The 20,040-nt window shown below is 53.8% G+C and carries 15 protein-coding genes; 6 read left to right on the top strand and 9 right to left on the bottom strand.

The window, feature by feature from the left end; all coding sequences use genetic code 11:
• Positions 1-31: 31 nt before the first annotated feature.
• Both NB063_RS21550 and NB063_RS21545 read right to left on the bottom strand, forming a co-directional pair.
• Complete coding sequence (locus NB063_RS21550) at positions 32-1,210, bottom strand: metallophosphoesterase (protein WP_250930870.1); 1,179 nt, start codon at positions 1,208-1,210, stop codon at positions 32-34.
• A gap of 11 nt (positions 1,211-1,221) precedes the next feature.
• Positions 1,222-1,743 (bottom strand): SixA phosphatase family protein, encoded by a 522-nt coding sequence (locus tag NB063_RS21545; RefSeq protein ID WP_250930868.1) that lies wholly within the window; start codon positions 1,741-1,743, stop codon positions 1,222-1,224.
• A gap of 185 nt (positions 1,744-1,928) precedes the next feature.
• Between NB063_RS21545 and NB063_RS21540 the strand changes: the two genes are divergently transcribed.
• On the top strand, positions 1,929-3,296 hold the full coding sequence (locus NB063_RS21540) for a PQQ-binding-like beta-propeller repeat protein (protein WP_250930866.1): 1,368 nt from the start codon (positions 1,929-1,931) through the stop codon (positions 3,294-3,296).
• A 433-nt stretch (positions 3,297-3,729) separates the two neighbouring features.
• Here NB063_RS21540 and NB063_RS21535 read toward each other — a convergent pair whose 3' ends face one another.
• Entirely contained in the window at positions 3,730-4,206 is a 477-nt protein-coding gene (locus NB063_RS21535; RefSeq protein ID WP_407652681.1) for a DUF6960 family protein, read from the bottom strand.
• Positions 4,207-4,407: 201 nt separating this feature from the next.
• Between NB063_RS21535 and polX the strand changes: the two genes are divergently transcribed.
• Positions 4,408-6,141 carry a DNA polymerase/3'-5' exonuclease PolX gene (polX, locus tag NB063_RS21530; protein WP_250930863.1) on the top strand — a complete coding sequence of 578 codons (1,734 nt, stop codon included), beginning with the start codon at positions 4,408-4,410 and terminating at the stop codon, positions 6,139-6,141.
• On the opposite strand, the gene rtcA is transcribed toward polX, so the two are convergent.
• Positions 6,130-7,167 carry an RNA 3'-terminal phosphate cyclase gene (gene rtcA, locus NB063_RS21525; RefSeq protein ID WP_250931177.1) on the bottom strand — a complete coding sequence of 346 codons (1,038 nt, stop codon included), beginning with the start codon at positions 7,165-7,167 and terminating at the stop codon, positions 6,130-6,132. The genes polX and rtcA overlap by 12 nt on opposite strands.
• Before the next feature lie 6 nt (positions 7,168-7,173).
• Complete coding sequence (locus tag NB063_RS21520) at positions 7,174-8,691, bottom strand: RtcB family protein (protein ID WP_322975275.1); 1,518 nt, start codon at positions 8,689-8,691, stop codon at positions 7,174-7,176.
• Between the two features lie 205 nt (positions 8,692-8,896).
• Here NB063_RS21520 and rtcR point away from each other — a divergent pair, with 205 nt between their 5' ends.
• Together rtcR and NB063_RS21510 are read left to right on the top strand one after the other, a co-directional pair.
• Entirely contained in the window at positions 8,897-10,510 is a 1,614-nt protein-coding gene (gene rtcR, locus NB063_RS21515; protein WP_250930859.1) for an RNA repair transcriptional activator RtcR, read from the top strand.
• Between the two features lie 238 nt (positions 10,511-10,748).
• The gene (locus NB063_RS21510) at positions 10,749-11,921 is read left to right on the top strand and encodes a hypothetical protein (RefSeq protein ID WP_250930857.1); all 1,173 of its coding nucleotides are present in this window, start codon (positions 10,749-10,751) and stop codon (positions 11,919-11,921) included.
• A gap of 142 nt (positions 11,922-12,063) precedes the next feature.
• Here the strand turns inward: NB063_RS21510 and NB063_RS21505 are convergent, their stop codons facing one another.
• Both NB063_RS21505 and NB063_RS21500 read right to left on the bottom strand, forming a co-directional pair.
• Positions 12,064-13,413: a polysaccharide biosynthesis/export family protein gene (locus NB063_RS21505; protein WP_250930856.1), complete on the bottom strand. Its 1,350-nt coding sequence runs from the start codon at positions 13,411-13,413 to the stop codon at positions 12,064-12,066.
• A 157-nt stretch (positions 13,414-13,570) separates the two neighbouring features.
• Complete coding sequence (locus NB063_RS21500; protein ID WP_250930854.1) at positions 13,571-14,437, bottom strand: hypothetical protein; 867 nt, start codon at positions 14,435-14,437, stop codon at positions 13,571-13,573.
• 838 nt (positions 14,438-15,275) lie between these two features.
• On the opposite strand from NB063_RS21500, the gene NB063_RS21495 reads away from it, so the two are divergent.
• Entirely contained in the window at positions 15,276-16,847 is a 1,572-nt protein-coding gene (locus tag NB063_RS21495) for an MraY family glycosyltransferase (RefSeq protein ID WP_250930852.1), read from the top strand.
• Positions 16,848-16,862: 15 nt separating this feature from the next.
• Here NB063_RS21495 and ppnP read toward each other — a convergent pair whose 3' ends face one another.
• The gene (ppnP, locus tag NB063_RS21490; RefSeq protein WP_250930850.1) at positions 16,863-17,141 is read right to left on the bottom strand and encodes a pyrimidine/purine nucleoside phosphorylase; all 279 of its coding nucleotides are present in this window, start codon (positions 17,139-17,141) and stop codon (positions 16,863-16,865) included.
• A gap of 359 nt (positions 17,142-17,500) precedes the next feature.
• On the opposite strand from ppnP, the gene NB063_RS21485 reads away from it, so the two are divergent.
• Positions 17,501-19,063: a prenyltransferase/squalene oxidase repeat-containing protein gene (locus NB063_RS21485; RefSeq protein WP_250930848.1), complete on the top strand. Its 1,563-nt coding sequence runs from the start codon at positions 17,501-17,503 to the stop codon at positions 19,061-19,063.
• Here the strand turns inward: NB063_RS21485 and NB063_RS21480 are convergent.
• Entirely contained in the window at positions 19,060-19,962 is a 903-nt protein-coding gene (locus NB063_RS21480) for an RDD family protein (RefSeq protein WP_322975274.1), read from the bottom strand. The genes NB063_RS21485 and NB063_RS21480 overlap by 4 nt on opposite strands.
• Positions 19,963-20,040 lie beyond the last annotated feature (78 nt).

The following is a 20,040-nucleotide window of genomic DNA, read 5'->3' as shown; positions in this document are numbered from 1 at the left end:
GAGACGCCGGCGTATTACCCACAAACAAGCGTTACCTTTTTCGTCGTAGCGTGATGAGTGACAACTCGGGTCGACAGTTGATCCGCAATAAATGCACGCCCCCCAGCCCACGCGATACATGCATCGTCGTCGGGGCGCGGTAAAAGTCGCCAGACGCCCAACGGCTTCCATGCCAACTCGGACTCAGAATGGGCCCAGCCAAGGGCAAACGTCCTTGCCCGCCGTGCGTATGACCGCACATCAAAAAGTCGACACCGTGGCGTCGCGCCCAATCGTATTGGTCGGGGCTATGACTCAAACAAATCTTAAACGCGTCATCTGCCAGCGACTCTCTTACTTGCCCGATTTCCTCCGCAGACGGGCGTCCAAACCATGGCGTTTCATTTCCCATCATGACGACATCTGTCTGACGCAGTGAATAAGGTTGACAACGTCCACCAATATTCGTCCAGCCTGCCTGTTCCATCTCGTCGCGAACCTGCGACGGGTCAGACACACGAGTGTCATGATTTCCCAAGATAAAAACACTGCCATCGGGCGCCGATGCTGGCCCGAATAACTCGGCCAACCAACCCACGCATTCCTGGACGTCGACAATGTCTCCCGTCAGTGCGAACAATTCCGGTCGCCACTCCGATGCGGATTCGATGACGCGAGATAGATACGTTTGGTGCAGATGACCAGTTAAGTGAATGTCAGACAAATGTGCGATGCGGTAACCGTCCAATGACCGCGGCAAATTCGCCAGCAGTATGTCGATATGCTCGACGGCCAAGTCCAACATCTGATTGCCCGGAATCATTGCGGCAGCCCGGCACTTACTCGTCCTCGCAAATTGCTCGACGTCCTGTTTCCCCGCGATAATCGTCCGCGTCGTTCGCGATACATCAGCATGCTGAACACGAAAAATGGGGCGCCATACGATCCACAACCCGAATAGAATTCCGCCCGCAATCAAACAACTCAAACCGTAGACTCGCAGTGCGACCGGCAGCATGTTCCATGCACCACCCGCCAGGATGATCTCGCGGAGCGGTTCGTACCAGAACCAAGCGATGACAAACGGGGTCACCCACGTTTCAACGAACGCAACCTTTTCAATACGTTTGATTCGTCGCCGAGGCCAGCCGAATGAGTTGAGCCGATTGTAAAACGCAAGCCGCAATCCGAAATGCGAAACCAATGCGAGAACCAACAGAACGAAATTCATGGAAGCAAGCACTAATGGATGTCGCGATCGAGCGATTTCGGTCTCATCTCGGCAACACGGCGCGAGTTCTCAAAATCGAGAGGCATCGACCAATCGGCAGCTTCGCACCGCAGCACAGCGACCGCCGCTGTCGGCAGTCCGACCGCATCGCCCGACAACATCGAGGCCGCGTGACTGATTCCAGGATTGTGACCGAGCACCAAAACCGCTCGCGAGACATTCGCGCAATCTTCACCCGATGCGCCACAACTGTGGCGAACCGTCGAAAAAATCCGATCCGCCCCTGCCAAATACAACTCTGGTTTGATCAATAGAGTTGGGGTTTCGCAGCCGGTGTGGTTCCAATACGACAGCATTAATTCCGCCGTCTGCTGCGTCCGCTTGGCGGATGAACATAATATGCAGTCGGGCAAAAAACCTGACTCGCTGATCCACCGTGCCATCGCGGGGGCATCTCGCAGCCCGCGAGCATTCAAAGGCCGATCATGATCCGCTAGATTCGCCTCTGACCAATCACTCTTTGCGTGACGCATTAAGAGAAGGTGCAGAAATTCGCCGGATCGACTAGGTGCTTGCGATGATTGATCTGGTGATTGCGGCATGCGATGGTTGGACGAAAGGTTGGAACACATAGACTCACAAATTGGCTGCCTACACTTGAAACCGACATCGTCGGCGATAAAGTTCCGGCAAAACTACTCCTCGATCGGAAAACGCAATGTTTGCACACCCACATCTTTTCAAATCAAACGCGGTCGTAGTCGCGATCAGTCTAGTCGCAATTTCGATCGGCTTGCAGCCCATCGCTCACGCCGACGATTGGAGCGGATGGATGGGAGATTCCCGAGATGGCGTCTACCGGGAAGAAGGGATCATTGATCAAATTCCCGATGCCGGATTAACTGTTCTTTGGCGGACACCGATCGCGGGCGGGTATGCCGGACCATCGGTCGTAGACAACCGAGTATTCGTTTTTGATTATGAGAAACAATCCGGCGAAGCGTTCAACAGCCCGAACGAGCGTGCCAGCGTCACCGGAAAGGAAAGGCTGACTGCCCTAGACGCCGCCACGGGCCAAGTCATTTGGCAACATGAATATGAATGCGCCTACAGCATTTCTTATCCGGCGGGTCCGCGGTGCACCCCAACCGTCGATGGCGACCGCGTTTATTCGCTCGGCAGCGAAGGCGATCTGCACTGCGTTGACGTGAAGACTGGTGAAGTCGTCTGGAGCAAATCCCTCAAGAAAGATTTTGGGGCGACCGTTGCGATCTGGGGATATGCATCCCATCCGCTCGTCGCCGGTGACCTGCTTTACACGATGGTCGGTGGTGAAGGGCAAGGCATCGTGGCATTTGACAAACTGACCGGCGAAGTTCGCTGGAAGGCACTGAGCACCCCTCCGGGATATTGCGCTCCTACGATTATTGAATTCGGCGGTCGACTCCAACTGATCGCATTCAATCCCACTGGTGTTGACGCCCTCGATCCTCTCACCGGCGAATCGTTCTGGCACGTCGACCTCAGTCCCATGTTTGAAATGTCAATCGCCCGTCCGATGCTCGAAGGCGACATGCTTTACGCGAGCGGTATTCGAAACGAAGCTGTGATGATCAAACTCGATGCCCAGTCTCCTGGTGCGAGCGAACTTTGGCGAGGCGAACGGGATACGGCAGTTTATTGCAGCAACAGCACCCCGATGTTCGTCGATGGCGTCATCTATGGCACCGATTGCAATACCGGAAACATGATCGCTGTCGATGCCAAAACGAGCGACCGATTGTGGACGAGTTTTCTTCCCACCCGCCCCGATGAGAAGCGTTTTGTCAAACACGGCACGGCGTTCATTACACGCATCGGGGACACCGATCGTTATCTGCTTTTTAGCGAGATCGGCGATCTGATCATGGCTCGACTGACTCGCAGCGGCTACGAAGAACTCGGCCGCTACCATGCGATCGAACCAACGGGCGAAGCTTTCGGACGCGACGTCGTTTGGACTCACCCCGCCTATGCAAACCGAACCGCCTACATCCGCAATGATCGCGAGATTATTGCCGTAAGCTTATCAGCTGCGAAGGACTAGACGTTTTATCGACCACCAACAATGATTTGGCCGACGAGCAACCAAACGAATGTAAAGGTGATTCCAAACGCGGTGTGAATTGCATCAACATTCATGCGGGCAACCTCAGGCAAAGAGAGAGCACGGCCATCGAATCGTTCGGACACGAATCGATTGACCTATCGGGAACGGAGAAAATGGGCCGTTTCCCTGGCCTGAGTGCAGAAGCGCCACTGATATGACGCGATCGCATTTGATTTCCATGCGGAGTATCCGACGCCGCATGAGTAGGTATCGGCCAACTAGACTCGTAAACCCGCAGAATAATACGGGCGACGGAAAAGAACCCGCAATCCGCAGAGTCACCGCAAATCAGTGCCGGATAAATCGTCCAGCCGCATTGCTTGCTGACTCAGCAGGCCTTCAGGGCGGCACGTGTCTCACTCATGCTCGCTCACCAATCGGTGATACGTTCCCCCGCACCATTCCATGTGGGAGTTGGGTGTTCGATCTCACCCTGCCGGACGCGTTGCTTGTTAGTCAGTAGTCTTAAGTGTTCCTGAACAAACAGCTTGTTCAACGTCTGATCACCGCGTCGCAGTCGGTACAGAATCCGTGCTTTCCGCCGCACGTAATACATTCCGTTAATCACGCCGATAAAAAGGTCACGTTCCATCCCGAGCCCGACGGTTTCCACCTCGTCGCCAATATCTAGCCCCTCGCCTTGGATCGGCAACCACATGCAGGGTCGCAGCCGAAACGAAAGATCACCGTAGCGATAGTGATAAAACGCCCCGTCAAACGAGTCACGTCGCAGCACCCGTTCACTCGGAATCAGCCGACTGACCAGCGAGACATCTTCGGGATGAATGAACTCTTGCCCGTTTTCAGGCCAACGCGGCATCAGTCCGTATTGTGGGAAAGTAAGCAAAACGACACGCACACGAATCAAAAATAGGAATCAGAAGACGAAGCACACATTTTTAACCGAAATAGATCCCTCAATCCAACCTTGCGGCTCCGTGCTGTGGATAGCAGCAGCGTGTGCTTCATGGCAAAATGCGATCGACGTCCTCGCTCCAACTGCGATTCCGCTTTTCAACTTCCCCCTCCGTGCTCGCAAATAAACTCGATGGACAACTCTGCAATCGCCGCCGTCTTCGAAGAACTCGCCGAACTCTTGGAATTTCGCGGCGAAAACCCGTTTCGCATCCGTGCCTACCAAAATGGAGCTCGCGCGATCCGTGATCTGGATGAACCGATTAGTGAGATCGCAGCGGATTCCGACCGCGATCTCGCAGAACTATCCGGGATCGGCAAGACGCTTGCTGAAAAAATCGGCGTTTTGCTGAGCACTGGATCCCTCCCGCAATTGATCGAACTACGACAGGCCGTTCCAGAAGTCGTGATCGCCATGGCCCGCATTCCCGGTTTGGGAGCGAAGAAAGCGGCGAAGCTACACGATGAACTTAACATCAAATCGCTGGACGACCTCGCCGCTGCGTGTCGAGAAGGAAAGGTCGCCGCGATCAAAGGTTTTGGGAAGAAGACTGAGAGTTCAATCCTGGATGGACTCGCGATCGCGAAAGCAGCGTCCGAGAGAATTTACTGGGCCGCTGCGGATAAGATTGTCGCCGAGCTGAGTGAACACATGCGTGGTTGTGACGGCATTTCGCAAATGCAGTGGGCAGGCAGCTATCGACGTTGCCGCGAAACCGTAGGCGATCTCGATCTTCTCGCGGTGGCCAACGACCGCGCCGCAGCAATGGATCATCTGGAGGCTTACCCAGGTCGGGCTTCGACGATCGCCCGCGGCGACACCAAAATTTCAATTCGAGTGGCTAAGTCCTTTCAAGTAGATATGCGGCTTGTCGACGCCGATCAATTTGGCGCAGCATTGCAGTACTTTACCGGTAGCCAAGCCCACAACATTCATGTTCGACGCATCGCCAAAGAACGCGGACTGAAAATCAACGAATATGGTGTGTTTAAAATCGAAGATGACACTCGTATCGCGGGAGCAACCGAGGAAGATGTCTACGCCTCGATCGGGCTACCCGTTTTTGCACCGGAGTTGCGAGAAGATCGACACGAATTTGAATGGGCGCAAAAAAATGAGCTACCGGAACTCGTCGAACTGGACCAGATCCAAGGCGACTTGCACATGCACACTTCCGCCACCGATGGTCAAAATACGATCCGTGAGATGGCAGACGCCGCGATCGAGCGTGGCCTGAAATACATCGCGATCACCGACCACAGCCAACGTGTCACTGTCGCCGGAGGACTGACGGCCGAACGACTGCTTGAGCAATGGAAAATCATCGATGAGGTGCGACCTGAATACGAAGATCGTTTAACGATTTTCAAAGGTATCGAGTGCGATATCCTCGAAGCCGGCGGCATGGACCTTCCCGACGATGTGTTAGCCCAAGCGGATTGGGTGCTGGCAAGCGTGCATTTTGGACAGAAACAACCACGTGACCAAATCACCGATCGCATTCTCGGAGCGATCGAAAATCCGCACGTCGACTGTATCGCTCACCCAACCGGCCGACTGATCAACCGCAGGGACCCTTACGCGGTTGATATGGACGCGGTAATGAAAGCTGCCAAAGAACATGGCAAGTTCCTTGAACTCAACGCAAATCCGGCGCGTTTGGACCTGAACGACATTCATCTCGCCGCGGCAAAACGCCTAAAAATTCCGATCGTCGTTAACACGGACGCACACAACATTGATGGTTTGGACGTCATGCGATTCGGTATTCTGCAAGCACGTCGTGGCGGATTGACCGCCGGCGACATCGCTAACACGCTCGACCTTAAAGACTTCCTAAAACTACGCAAACGACTAGGACAGTGATCCCACGCGTAAAGTGACCGATCCATCGTCACCTTCGGATACCGCAACGTCGATCTCTAGAAAGCGACGGAGCACCTCGATATGAGTAAGGCTATGCTTTGAAAGCGACGTCGTGCGAAATTCACTCGCATGCCCTGAATTGGCAGCCAGCCCCATGGGCAGCAACAATTGATCGGCGAGATACGGGCCAACGGGAACTCCCGATGCGAGGTACACACGTGCTTCGCGTAAGACTGATCGAGCAACGTGCTCGGCTTTGACTCCCAATTTACCAAAACCGATCACGAGTTCCGTCACATTGTCGAAACCGCACTCAATCATCACAACGTTGCCTGGACCTCCAGACTTCGTGATCGGATGCACTTCAAACGCATCATCGTTCCACGCGGTTTTTCGACGAATGACTTCGCACTCCCGCTTACCGACCGATTCAGGAATCCGAGCAACCAATGCTTGCACCAGTGGGTCCAATTCGCCTTGACGATCCATCAGTGAGAGGCCACGCAGCGCCGACGTTGGTTGAACTTGCATCACGATTCGGCCGCCACCTGCCGGATAAAATCCGTGCGATTCGATCGACACGTTAACATTACCATTCATCTTTGCGAGCAGCGGCAGATAACACTTCGCGAAAAAATCGAATGGCGGTGCCCACGCGGCATGCGTCCCACCTCCAATTGTCACTGTCGACTCGCGATCCGCGTGCAACAAAGCAGGCAGGATCGTTTGCGCGACCAAAATTGCACTCCCGGCTGAACCAACTTCAAACGCGTACCCACCACCGCAAAGCTTGCCCGGTGTGATCGTTAATACCTGCGAACCGAGATTCGCCCCTTCTACCCCCGCATTGCTAATCCGCGCAATCGCGTTGACGCCGGCAAGATGTTGGCGTAACAGCCCTGGTTTTTTTCGACCGCCACGGATATTGATCAGCCTTACCGGCACTCCAGCGACCGCCGCAAGGGCGAGGGAGGAACGGACAATTTGCCCTCCTCCTTCGCCCTCGCTTCCATCGATCTCAATCATTTTCACTTAGTCATCCGCCTTGCTAGCGTCCTTGATGACAAAACGAGCTTTCAAGCGAGCAACCTCGCTGGCCAGTCCCGCGGTTTTTACCGATCGCAAGACTTCTTCGAAGTCTTTGTAAGCGGCCGGAGCCTCGTCGATCGGATAGTTGCGACAATTACTCAGGATATCTCCCGTGGTGAATTCGCTATCCACGGTTGCTTGATCCAGCACCCGCTTCGCGTGACGCCGTCCGAGGACACGCCCCGCACCATGGTTCACGCTGTAGCACGATGCGGAAGCTCCCTCATCAGCGACCATCACTGCCGAACCGTCTCGCGGATTTCCAGGCAACAAGATTGGGTGCCCCGTTTTTGCAAACGGTGTCCCCACCAGAGAATGATGTCCCCCCGGCATCGCGCGAGTCGCACCTTTACGGTGCACCCATGCGGGCCGATTATCCACAATCTCTTTTCGTGCGATGTTGTGACTAATGAAGTACACCAGGTTTCCTTTCGTTCCCGGAATGACTTCCTGAAACGCCTCCAATACGAGAGCGTTGATGAGCAAATGGTTCACGGTCGCGAAATTCGCACCAAGCGACATGTCATTGATGTAATCATTCGCTTCATCGGAGCCGAGCGGCGCGTAGACTAGCTCGCGATCGCCGGCAGGAAGCGGGATTCCCCACTGATCAAACTTCGATTGCAAATGCTTGAACTGTCCCGATGCCAAGTTGTGACCAAAACCTCGTGATCCACAATGCGACAAAAATGCCACATTGCCATCCTTCAGTCCAAAGGTGGCGGCAGTTGCGCGAGCGTGTTCACCCTCCCCCACTTCAATGACTTCGCACTCACCAAAGTGGTTTCCACCACCGTACGAACCAAGTTGTTTCATCTTATCGCTGAAGTTGCTCATATCGCGGCGCTCCAATAGCATCTCCAATCTCGCGCCGAGTGCATCGCTCGTTTCATCATGTCCGACATGAAATGCGTCTTCACACCGGAACGTCCACGACGTGGGAATTCCCAGCGATTGACATACGTCTTCACTGGCACCCTCAACAACCAATTGTCGTCCGAGTGAGCGATTAACGTGGCGTGACTTCTCCGCGTGCCGTTGTCCTTTGCCCGCACCCGTTGGGGTTCGTCGGCAAATAGCGGAGATTAACTCGCGACGCACTTTTCGGTCCTCGATCGCTTCAGCGGGAAGATCTAACTGCAGAAGACTCATCGAGCATTTGATGTCGACTCCAACCGGACCTGGATAGATATGCGTCGGAGACACCATCACGCACCCCACCGGAGCACCGTAACCACAGTGAGCATCCGGATTGAGCACCAGATCCGTCACCCCTGGAGCTAAGCGTGAGTTTACCGCTTGTTGCAAGCACAGATCGTCAAACGTCTCTCGAATCGCTTGCGTTCCGAACACCTTGATCGGTGGCGTCGTTTCAGTTGGCAGCATTGCCGTCGCCTCGCCGGTCGCAATCATGCGAGGTCCCGTGTAAGTGGTTCGATCATTGGTTGGGCGGCGATTCATTGTCGTTGCAGTCATGGGAACCTCGTAACTCGAGTATCTAGTCAAATCTTAACTATTCCGTATGCAGAGCACGTGCCAAACACCCCACCAAACCCATAACTCTCTCCACAGCAGTGATTTACGTCATTTCAACGAATGTCACCTGAGCAGAGAAAGCAATATTGAACTATCCTACAGGAGGCATCTTTATAATTTTGGATAATACATGAAAACTGTCGTCATTGGCCTTCTCGGCGTGCAGCTCGATCAACCCCGAAAATCTCGTGACCGCTGGGGCACCTGGCGCCCCTCGGTCGGCATCTGCCAACAGGACGATTTGATCGTCGATCGCTTCGAATTGTTGGTTGAACGTCGCTACACGAAGTTGGCTGGACAAGTGGTGTCAGATATTGAATCGGTCTCTCCTGAAACGACCGTCCACACGCATACCATCTGCCTGAGTGATCCCTGGGATTTCGAAGAGGTGTATTCAACGCTGCATCAATTCAGTCGCGACTATGTCTTTGATCCGGATCACGAGAATTATTTGGTACACATCACCACGGGCACACATGTCGCACAAATCTGCCTGTTCCTTTTAACAGAATCACGTCATATCCCGGCAAAACTATTGCAATCATCGCCGCCCGCATCGGGCAATAGTTCACGAGACCGCACAGCGGATGTGGTGCAAGGGTCTTATCAGATCGTTGATTTGGACCTCTCCCGGTACGACCAATTGGCGACACGTTTCAGTCAAGAACACGACGAAGCGACCTCCATTCTCAAACGCGGCATCGAAACGAAGGACAAGTCGTTCAATGCGTTGATCGACCGGATCGAAAAAGTCTCGCTGGCCACCCAGGCGCCCATCTTAATGACGGGACCGACGGGGGCTGGCAAAACACAACTCGCCAAGCGGATCTACGAACTCAAGCGAAACCGTCGGCAAATCGAAGGCCCGTTTGTCGAAGTCAACTGTGCGACGATTCGCGGGGAACAAGCGATGTCCACCCTGTTCGGGCACACCAAAGGCGCCTTCACCGGGGCAAGCGGTGCTCGCGCCGGCCTCCTTCAATCCGCTGACGGCGGAATGCTTTTCCTGGATGAAATTGGAGAACTCGGTTTAGACGAACAAGCAATGTTGCTGCGCGCAATCGAGGAAAAGCAATTCATGGCTGTCGGTGCAGACCGACCAAGCGAAAGCAATTTCCAATTGATCGCGGGTTCGAATCGCGATCTTGTCGCAGAAGTCGGAGCAGGCGTGTTTCGAGAAGATTTGCTAGCGAGAATTAACCTCTGGACATTTCGCTTACCTGGCCTCGCCGAACGGCGCGCCGACATTGACCCCAACATCGATTTTGAACTTCAACAATACACGCGGGCCACGGGTGATAAAGTGACCATGAATCGGGAAGCTCGCAAAGCGTTTCTCGCATTTGCAAACGACCCCGCTACACCGTGGAAAGCAAATTTCAGAGACCTCAATGCAGCGATCACTCGCATGGCAACGCTCGCCGATGGCGGCCGTATCGGCTTATCTCACGTTAGAGAAGAGATCGAACGCTTGAAAGCGAACTGGCAGTCATCCTCCGTCCGCCCAAGCTGCGAAGAAGTTTTGAGAACCTATTTGGGCGAAGAGGCCGTCGAAAATCTTGACCGATTCGACCGCACACAATTGGCTGACGTCATTCAGGTATGCCGCGAAAACAAAACGCTATCTGCCGCTGGTCGTGAATTGTTTCAAGTGTCACGACTTGCCAAAACGCGACCGAATGACGCTGATCGATTGCGCAAATACCTAGCAAGATTTGGACTTGGCTGGGAGGATTTGACTTGAATCGATTGCGAGATGAACCGACGACGAAGTTGGAAACCGCGACGATTGAGCCGAACCACTGTACAACCTGCGTCAACGATACCGAAACGTCGGGTTATAGGCATCAGGCTGTTTTCTCAACGGCGGTGTGGTGAAGACACCTCTCTCGATGAGAAGCAAATACGAAAGAGCGGATGGACGATAAGCCTCAAACGTCTTCTCCGTCCCCTCCTCTCACAGCATCTGATCGGAAACCTTCATGCCATTCCTGTCCGGTAGCCTCTCATTTGAACGATTCCGCGTCGAAAATTTCGAATGGGATAGTTTTGATCAAGAACACATCGACTTGATGGCCAAACACGCGGCGGGAAGGTTCGAAACTGGCTCGACAGAAAACGTCCACACCGGTTTCCTCGGTGGGGCTCATCTTTTCGATCAAGATTTCTCGCTCGACAAGAACGTTATCAACGACGCCGTGCATTTTGGGATCCGCATCGATACAAACCAAATCCCCTCAGCGATTAAGAACGCATGGCTTCAAATGGAACTTGCCGCGCGTGCGAAGGACAACCCGAGCGGAGTGGCAACCAAGTCGCAACGCAAAGAAGCGAAGGAAGCGGTCGAGCAACGTTGCGAAGTCGAAGCCGCGACAGGAAAATACCGCAAGTTTCAACCATTCTCGCTTCTCTGGGATTACGGTTACGAGATGCTGTACTTCGGCGGGTCGGCGGGAACCGCCAGCGGCCACTGTGCCGATTTGCTCGAACGGATCTTTCAGGTTCAGCTCGGCCACGTGAGTGCCGGAACCATCGCACAAGCATGGGCCATTGAAGCCGACCGGTATGCGGAAATGGACGAAGTCGTGCCAGCCGGCTTCTGCCCCGGTCCCGCTCATGGAAGCGTCGCATGGGCGAATGAACATTCTCAAGCTCCCGATTTCCTCGGCAACGAATTCCTACTCTGGCTGTGGTGGAAGCTCGAAACAGAGACCGACACGATCACAATTCCGGATGGGTCGGAAGTAACCGTGATGTTGTCGAAAACATTGACGCTTGAATGCCCTATTGGTGAGTCTGGAAAAGAAACGATCACGGCAGAATTACCGGTGAAATTGCCTGAAGCGATGCAAGCGATCCAACATGGGAAGCTACCTCGCAAGTCTGGCATGATTCTTGTCCGTGATGGACAACAATTCGACTTGACGCTGCAAGCCGAAACATTTGGTATCAGCGGCGCCAAGATCATTCTCGATGATGATGTGGAATTCGAGAATGAAGATCGGATTGAAGCGGTAAGAACGCTATGCGACACGGTTGACGGGTTGTTCCACACGTTCTGCGATCGACGTACCGACGCAGCGTGGTCGAAAGACCTGAAAGCGATCCAGGGTTGGCTCTCGCCGATGAAGCAACGCGGAAATCAAGCGGCATAGCGGCAAAGTTGCCAACGCCAAGAGGCGGCGTGTGGATATCCAATGAGGATCACATATCCCCGACGTGCCCTATTGTGAACAGATAAGAAAAAAGCCGCTGGTTCTAACACCAGCGGCTTTGAATCCAATTCGAAGCAGCCTGCTAGTTGCTGTTCTGCAACAACGCCTGTATTCCGTAGGTGAAGAACGAACCGAGTCCAAAGTTCAGGATCTCTTCTTCACACTTGTACTGTAGGATGAGAGTGTCCCCGGGCTGAACAAGTGGTCGACTCCGAGGGTCGTTGACAGCTTTGGCCAGGTCAACTTCGATCGCAATTTGGCCGTTACAAGGTGTCTTTCGAAGGATGTAAAGCATTCCGGGTGGCACACCACCAACACTACTCACCCCTCCCAGGCCACCCCCGGACGTCCCAGACGCCGATCCGACACCTTTTCCTGCCATCGCCATCGCACCCAGAACGTCTAGGTCATAGTCGCGAGGCAGAAGATGCTCACCGCCAGGCAACAAGCCACCGGTATAAAACACTTCTGTCTCACGATTTTCGATGTAAACAATGTCACCATCCTGTAAGGTAATGTCGGCTTCCTTGATGTTCGGGATCACGCCTGGACGAACTCGCAAAGGAATCCGCAGTATCGAGGGGTCTTCCGGCAACTCAGGTGGACAATAACAAGGGTCAGCCATCGCCACACGTTGCTTCGCCCAATATTTTCGAAGAAAATCGGCTCGTTTGCGTTTATCCGCTTCTGACGCTCGCAATACCAATACTTCGTTCTTGGCATTCAGGCCTGGCAAGCCACCGGTCTCGACCAGTGCATGAAGAACATCATTCTTATAAGCTGGAAGTTTTACCAATCCACCACTCGCCGCGCTGTCGTTGCCGCGAATCGAATCCCTTTCTCTTCTCAACCTGAGATCATCAACCGAATCTTCGCGAACCACGATTACGTCAAATGTTCTCTCCCTGATCAGGGTGACGATTGGACGTGCTTTCTCTTCACGCAGAATATCGTTTTCGATATACGACTGGCGAATTTTCTCGCGCACCTGTTCGAGCGTCAGACCTTCGACCTTGAGTGGCTCGATAAGCGGCAAGGCCAATGTCCCATCATCCTGAACCGCAATCGGATAGCCAATTGAAGGCGGCAACGTGCTGTCCTTCTCGGGGAAGTTCACCGGGGGCGGTTCTGGCGGAGCGTTGGGCGGGTTAAATGGCAACACACCTTCGATGTAAACACCGAGAATGTCGTCTGGCCCCAACTGATAATCACGTGGTGGCTCAAGTGATAAGAGTGCGATATCAACCGGCACCAGGTCATTCTTAGGTGGCGGGAAAAAATCAGGCGACAACCGATGTGCGGGGATACCGTTAATCGGCTGTGTCAAAGTCGAACATCCGGTGAAAGATGTCGCTACCGCGACCGCGAGGCTGCATCCAATTGCTGAGCGAATTTGTCGCCAGACTTTAGAATGTAAGAGGTTGGTGTTCATCCTTGAACTCTCCAGGAAAACGATCGGGTGACTTTTCGCCCGTGATTGAATGAGATGAAAGCGGTTCGAACCTGCGTCGGCTGAACCCATGGGCGACGACAACACAGCCTGTCGCGTCAGCTAGGTTGATGAGGTTCGCATTTGCAAACCGCGTGAATTACAGACCGGGTGACGGTTTACCGAAGATTTCCTCGATAACCATGTCAATCTCGGCTTGGCTCGGTTCGTTAACTTCATCGTCGCTTAAAAACTCATCCGTGTTCGACGATGAAGTAGGAACCGAAGTAACCGGCACCAATTCAAAAGCGGGTTCCGAATCAGTTGGCCTCGGTTGAGTGTCTTGCACGTTATCCGAGTGATGATCACTGAATTGCATTTCTTGAGGTGACTGACGATTCGGTCGCCGCCCCAATTCATCTGAGAACGGGTCGGCCTTGCCTTCCGAGTCGGCGTCTTTATCACTTTCGACACCGGGAATGACCTCGACCGGTTCTGCCTCAGTGTCTGTGTCAACATCGCCCGATTCAAGATCGATGTCTAGCATGATCACCCCACCGGGAACCAACATTTCACCATCACCAAGTTTAATTCCCGGCGGCAGATTGGTACCCATCGGGACCGGCTGAGGTATTGGGCCTGCAGGAGTTGGTGCTGCCGAACCAGTCATGTTCGAAGTCACGTGAGGAACGGCGTTGAGTCGGATCATGTTGTAATGCCCGATACCGTCTTGTTCGGCAGCCTTGACGCCCAATGGGAAGCCTTCGAACCATGCGTTAACCGCAGCTTGTCCGTTTCCAGACTGATGACGCCAACCCCAATATTGTGGTGAAACCACTGTCGGCGTGCATCCAGATCCACCCGTTGCGACTTCGAGGTAGCCGGCAATGAATCCCGCCCGTAAGTCTTTTTGGTAACGGTGACCGCGATAGCAGTGCTTGACTCGAAGCCAAGCACGAGTCGCCATCACCTTGTTGCGATGACCAATCATAAAATCGTCGACACACTCGCTGTTGTTGAGCTTCATCTGAAGCCCATTCCACATTGTGCAGCCTGAGAAACCAGTCATGGTCATCCCAAGGGCCAATCCGAGTACCCAACGCTGTCTCGAGCGACGGCGTCGAGATGACGTGGCTTTGGTGGACGGAGACTCCTGCTGGAGTCGAGATTCATGGTTGTTTAACACGGGCATCATAGCCGGTTCCCCTCGCGGCGGATTAGTCAACTTCGCGCGAAAGTCACGCGAAACAGCTCCTGCCACCATCTCGCCCCCCATAGGCTACAACGGCGTTCAGAAATCGGAATTTAACGCCTGAAGCGATTCTTTGGCCTCAGGAATCTTCCTTGGATACTTATCGCCTGTTCAACCCGATCGGTTTAATCAAATGCGCCTGAAATCCGGATACAGCCTGTTAAACCAAGATTAACGACAATGCGGGTCGCCCTGAGAATGCGGAGTGAGACGAACAATCAGCCCTGTTGCTCCGCTATACCCCAAAACACCAGTCATACACCCTTCTGAAAAGGGTGTGCACCCCTGCCAAAGTGCACAAACGAACACTTTCACGTCGAGATTTCGTAACCTGTCGGCAAAAGCTACCCTCGATCGTGTTAAATTCACGTTTTTGGCCCTGCTAACAACTTTCAGCAGCTAGATTTAGGCGTCTGCTCTGGGGACGTTTGTCTGACCAAATATTGTGGCGGTTACAACGCGTCTCTTCTTCAAGAGAAGATTCCATGATTGCCCTCGCAAAATATACGGGTAGACCTTGGAGAGATTGGTGGCGAGAATCTCCTCGTTGAATTAGTGTGAGCCTCTCTTCGAAATCGGATTCATTGCTCTTTTTTGCCCCCGTTCTATGACTATGAATACTTTTTTCGCCTTCTTCACTGCTCTTACAACAGCCGTCGTGCTCGTTCCGTTGGTTCGCTCGCTCGCGATCCGAGTCGGTCTGGTGGATAACCCTGACGCAGAACGCAAGTTACACTCGCGTCCTATTGCTCTGGCGGGTGGGGTGGCCGTTTTTGCCAGCATGCTCGCCTCGATCATTTTGACCGTGGGATTTCAGAACCAGTGGTCTTTCAACTTGGAAATGGAGTTGTTCAGCAAACGATGGCTCGTTTTGCTGGGTGCCGCCGTTGCAATCCTAGTCGTCGGTTTAGTTGATGACAAATGGTCTCTCCGCGGTCGCCAAAAATTGCTCGCTCAATGCGTCATTGCGATGGTCATCGTCGGCAGTGGCACCGCCTTGGAGGTTGTCGGATTTTTTGGTGTTGTTATTCCTCTTGGTGTCTTCGCACTTCCGGTGAGTGTGTTGTGGTTACTGCTTTGCACCAACGCCCTCAACCTACTCGATGGTGCCGATGGGATGGCGACGACGGTCGGCATCTTCGTATCAGGCAGTCTAGCAGTCGTCAGTTTGATCAACGGAAACGCGATACTCAGCGTGGTTGCCGCCTTTTCACTTTGCGGCGCGTTGGTCGGGTTCCTGTTCTACAACCGTCCGCCCGCCTCGATTTTTCTCGGCGATGCGGGCAGCATGATGGTGGGACTCTTCGTTGGTGTTCTCGCGATGTGGTGCTCTCACAAAGAAACCACCGCGTTCGCCGCCGCTCCACTGGCAATTTTAGTCCTGCCTCTCTTTGATTCGCTCGCGGCCATCGTTCGGCGACGACTAACCGGACGCAGCATCTACGCGACCGATCGCGGACACATGCACCACCTTCTCAACGAGAAGTTTGGGCGTGCGGGGACACTGTGTGTAGTGGCTGCGGCCTGCTCCGTCAGCTCCGCGGGCGCGATAGCGTCAACATGGCTGCGCATGCCTTGGCTAGCACCTTTGGGAGCGATTCTCGTTCTAGCGGTTTTCGTCAGCACCAGAACATTCGGCTACTCCGAATGCCGTTTGCTTGCAGGTCGGGTCCGACACTGGATCATGTCGTTTCTGGTTCGACCTCACGTCTGTGATGCCAAGAAGCACGAACGGTCGCTCAAGATGCAAGGGGATGGCCCATGGCAGGACGTCTGGGAGCCGCTGATCGATTTCGCCGAAAAACAAGAACTGGCAAGCGTCAAGATTGACGTCAACATGGCGTGGTTGCACGAAAGTTATCACGCTACATGGCGAAGCATTCGGTTGCCTGAACCCGCGTTACAAAGCGTGGTCCGCATCCCACTGCTTGTGAGCCGAGAAAACGGTGAAGAAGTAGAACAGGTTCCGATTGGTCGAATTGAAATCATTGCCACGTCGACTTCGGATTCACTCAGCCGACTGGGCGATTTCCTCGAGCACGCTGCCGAGCTGCAACTGCAGGTTGAGGATGTAGTCGATCGCATCGAAGCAATTAAACAAACACCTGCTCGAACCGGAAAGACGAAGCCGACTCAGCCGACGTCAGCGCCAATTCCCGAAGACGTTCTTGCGAATCTTTCTTAGTTCCAGCTTAGGAAATCAGCTATAGAAGCAAAGGTAAGCTGTCGGCTCAACGACACGAACCTGAAACCTCGCATTCGCTTCTACTTCGAATTCTTGTCCAGCCGAAAAGGTCGCGAAATCATCCTTGCCAGGTAGTTTTGCGTCCATCCTTCCCGAGACGATCTTCATTCGCTCGTGTTCGCTGGTTCCAAATTCGTATTCGCCAGCAGCCATTACGCCGGACGTAATACGTCCCTCGCTATTGGAAAAGCCAATTGATATAACGTTTCCGTCGAAGTACTCGTTTACTTCCACTAGAGAGATCCTGGTTAGTTCTTGGGGATTAATTGCGTGCTTAATCGACGCGAAGACGGCCTTTCAAAAGCCCTGGCTATTGATCCGACTAGGCTGACGATACTTTTGCGACCGTCGCCAAGAATGATCAGAGCATGAACGACGATCATTTTAGTTACGCTTGGCCCCCCCGCGAAAGTAGCCACGTGGGTACAAAAGCTGGTCTTACGCGTTTTTGACCATGCCGCCTTGCATTTTGTTGCTTTAAGGTTGGCTCGACACCTATAATCCCATGGTGTTGCGAACGTAACTCACCTTCGCCGCCGTAGATCAATTGGGATCGCTCGTTTATTAATTGCCACCGTCATCTCGGATTCTCTATGTCGACCACGACGGAACCCTCACCTCCTGATCTTGAATCGCTCCCAACGACACTTCCAGTCCCAGATGAGGACACAGACGACGAAGTACTTGGTGCAGGCCGATTCGGTTTCTTGAAAGACGCCCCCGCGTGGCTGATCAGCACGCTGATTCACGTGGGGATTCTTTTAACGCTCGGACTGGTTTCGTTGACCGATCCGGTCCGGATGGTCAATGTGCTCTCGGCAACAGCGACCGGTGAGGAAGGTCCGGAAATCGAAGAGTTTACCATCGAAGAAATCGATCCGGGTGAGATGGAGGTTGTCGAAGACGTCACCGAACCGGTCGAAATGACCGAATCGCTGGAAATGGCGGAACCGGTAGCGGTTGATGTACCGATGGATATTGCTGCTGTGCCACTGGACGTTTCCGACTTAGCTGCGGAAATGGCACCCACCGCCGCCACGCTCCAAACGCTCGCGTCCGTCCAAATGTCCGCGATCGACAGTCGGTCGGAAAAGATGAAGAAGAAACTTCTTCGAGAATACGGGGGCAACTCTGCTAGCGAAGCCGCGGTAACGGAAGCCCTTAAGTGGATCTCACTGCATCAGATGCGCGACGGGCGTTGGACGTTTGCTCACAATCTCGTCTGCAATAACGCGTGCGGAGACGGATGTGTGGAAAAACGTGCAACCGCGTTCAACGGCGCAACCGCAATGGCGTTGCTGCCGTTCCTCGGTGCGGGGCAAACTCACAAATCCGGTGATTTCCAAGAGGTCGTGCGGCGGGGGTTACAGTACCTCATCCGCAGCGGGAAACCTGGAATGAAGTCGGGACTTCCGGTCCTAGACCTGAGCGAGCGAGACGGCAACATGTATTCACATGGCCTCGCTACCATCGCGCTGAGCGAAGCGTACGCGATGACGGAAGACCCAACACTTGCCGCGCCCACTCAAGCAGCGATCAATTACATCGTCGCTGCTCAGTGCCGCGACGGTGGCTGGCGTTACGATTTCCAAGATGCCCGAGGCGGCGACACCTCCGTTGTCGGCTGGCAAATCATGGCACTCAAGAGTGGATACATGGGGCACCTGATCGTCCCCCCACAAACGATTCAAGGTTCAATGATGTTCCTCGACAAAGTGCAATCGAACGGGGGAGCCTGGTATGGCTATGCGAAGCCGGAAACCAAGTTGCGTCCCGCGACCACCGCGGTCGGATTGCTGTGCCGCATGTATACGGGATGGGACAAAAACAATAAGGCCCTTCAAGAAGGTGTGAAGGGTCTCGCCAAGACCGGCGTCCTCAAGAACGACATCTATTACAACTATTACGCGGCTCAAGTACTCCGTCAGAACGGTGGTCCAGAATGGGATGCGTTCAACACCAAACTTCGTGACTGGCTGGTAGAAACCCAAGCACAGGACGGAGGTGCCAAGGGGAGTTGGCACTTCCACAGCAAGCACGTGTCGGATGCTGGTCGATTATGTGTGACCTCATTTGCCACCATGATTCTCGAGGTTTACTACCGACACATGCCGCTGTACACGGAGCAATCCGCCGAAGACGATTTCCCTCTTTAGGTTGGAATCGATACCGTACGATTTTGATCTCGACGCAAAGGGCTGTAGCCAGCTAACGGACCGAGGTTCGCGGGCTCTTGCGAAGGATCCGCCAAGAACGTTCGGTAATACAAAGCGAGCATCAGCAAATCGAAATCGACATCCGAAACGAAGTCGAATCGTTCAATAAGCGGAATGGCTAGGTGGCGGGCGATCTCGGCCCGCCGCCCTGGAGTTAAGTAATGCCGCCGTTCCGCGTAAATGGCGAGTGTTCGTGCCATATTTCGAGACACGAGATAGTCCCCAGGAATGAACGAAGCCAGAGGGGCGACTCGCGGATCATCAATTTTGGCAACCGGCAATCGCCACGTCTTTTCATCTACGATCACCATCGTCCCAGCGGCGATGTCTCCGAGTCGCTGCATCCGCCGTGTACAGATAACACTTATCAGGCCGATGATTCCAGTCGGAATAAAGAGTACGGGCGGCATCTCCATCGCGACCGAAGGTAGGGCCGACATGGGAGCCAAGTCGGCGATCCGGAGCAAGTTCCGAATAATTGCCCGACGGCCCGTGATCGGACATCCATCGACATCGATTACCCGGATGCCGAACATCCATTTTCCGACGGTCCGACCATTGAAATAGGTCTCCATCGCGGCGCCGTAAAACCAACTTATGAGAAAATAGCTGACCAACCCGGCACCGATTGCGAATGCCCCAAGGACATCAATATCAATCATACCGACGACGAAAATCAACGTTATCACCAGAACGACGATGATCCCGTATCGCACCAACACGTCCACGAGGTAAGCGGGCAAGCGACGAAACGGCCCCGCTAACTGATATTCAAACGCGATATTCTCCGGTGTAACGACCTCGATCGTGGTGTCGAGCGGACGCGACAAAAAATTCATCGTCCCCTCGCTGCTCGCGTCGGGTTGAACCTTCGACGCACGGGGTGATCCTACGGTGGCGGTTCGATCATTGGAGCG

The sequence above is a fragment of the Aporhodopirellula aestuarii genome (genome assembly GCF_023701485.1).
GTDB classification, from domain to species: domain Bacteria; phylum Planctomycetota; class Planctomycetia; order Pirellulales; family Pirellulaceae; genus Rhodopirellula; species Rhodopirellula aestuarii.
This window is presented reverse-complemented; position numbering and strand designations above follow the sequence as displayed.

What these genes read in the sequence shown, in the direction of transcription:
- NB063_RS21550 (WP_250930870.1), bottom strand. Translation starts at nt 1,210, where the DNA reads ATGAATTTCGTTCTGTTGGTTCTCGCATTGGTTTCGCATTTCGGATTG.
- NB063_RS21545 (WP_250930868.1), bottom strand. Translation starts at nt 1,743, where the DNA reads ATGCGTCACGCAAAGAGTGATTGGTCAGAGGCGAATCTAGCGGATCAT.
- NB063_RS21540 (WP_250930866.1), top strand. Translation starts at nt 1,929, where the DNA reads ATGTTTGCACACCCACATCTTTTCAAATCAAACGCGGTCGTAGTCGCG.
- polX (WP_250930863.1), top strand. Translation starts at nt 4,408, where the DNA reads ATGGACAACTCTGCAATCGCCGCCGTCTTCGAAGAACTCGCCGAACTC.
- rtcA (WP_250931177.1), bottom strand. Translation starts at nt 7,167, where the DNA reads ATGATTGAGATCGATGGAAGCGAGGGCGAAGGAGGAGGGCAAATTGTC.
- NB063_RS21520 (WP_322975275.1), bottom strand. Translation starts at nt 8,691, where the DNA reads ATGAATCGCCGCCCAACCAATGATCGAACCACTTACACGGGACCTCGC.
- rtcR (WP_250930859.1), top strand. Translation starts at nt 8,897, where the DNA reads ATGAAAACTGTCGTCATTGGCCTTCTCGGCGTGCAGCTCGATCAACCC.
- NB063_RS21510 (WP_250930857.1), top strand. Translation starts at nt 10,749, where the DNA reads ATGCCATTCCTGTCCGGTAGCCTCTCATTTGAACGATTCCGCGTCGAA.
- NB063_RS21505 (WP_250930856.1), bottom strand. Translation starts at nt 13,413, where the DNA reads ATGAACACCAACCTCTTACATTCTAAAGTCTGGCGACAAATTCGCTCA.
- NB063_RS21500 (WP_250930854.1), bottom strand. Translation starts at nt 14,437, where the DNA reads ATGAAGCTCAACAACAGCGAGTGTGTCGACGATTTTATGATTGGTCAT.
- NB063_RS21495 (WP_250930852.1), top strand. Translation starts at nt 15,276, where the DNA reads ATGAATACTTTTTTCGCCTTCTTCACTGCTCTTACAACAGCCGTCGTG.
- NB063_RS21485 (WP_250930848.1), top strand. Translation starts at nt 17,501, where the DNA reads ATGTCGACCACGACGGAACCCTCACCTCCTGATCTTGAATCGCTCCCA.
- NB063_RS21480 (WP_322975274.1), bottom strand. Translation starts at nt 19,962, where the DNA reads ATGAATTTTTTGTCGCGTCCGCTCGACACCACGATCGAGGTCGTTACA.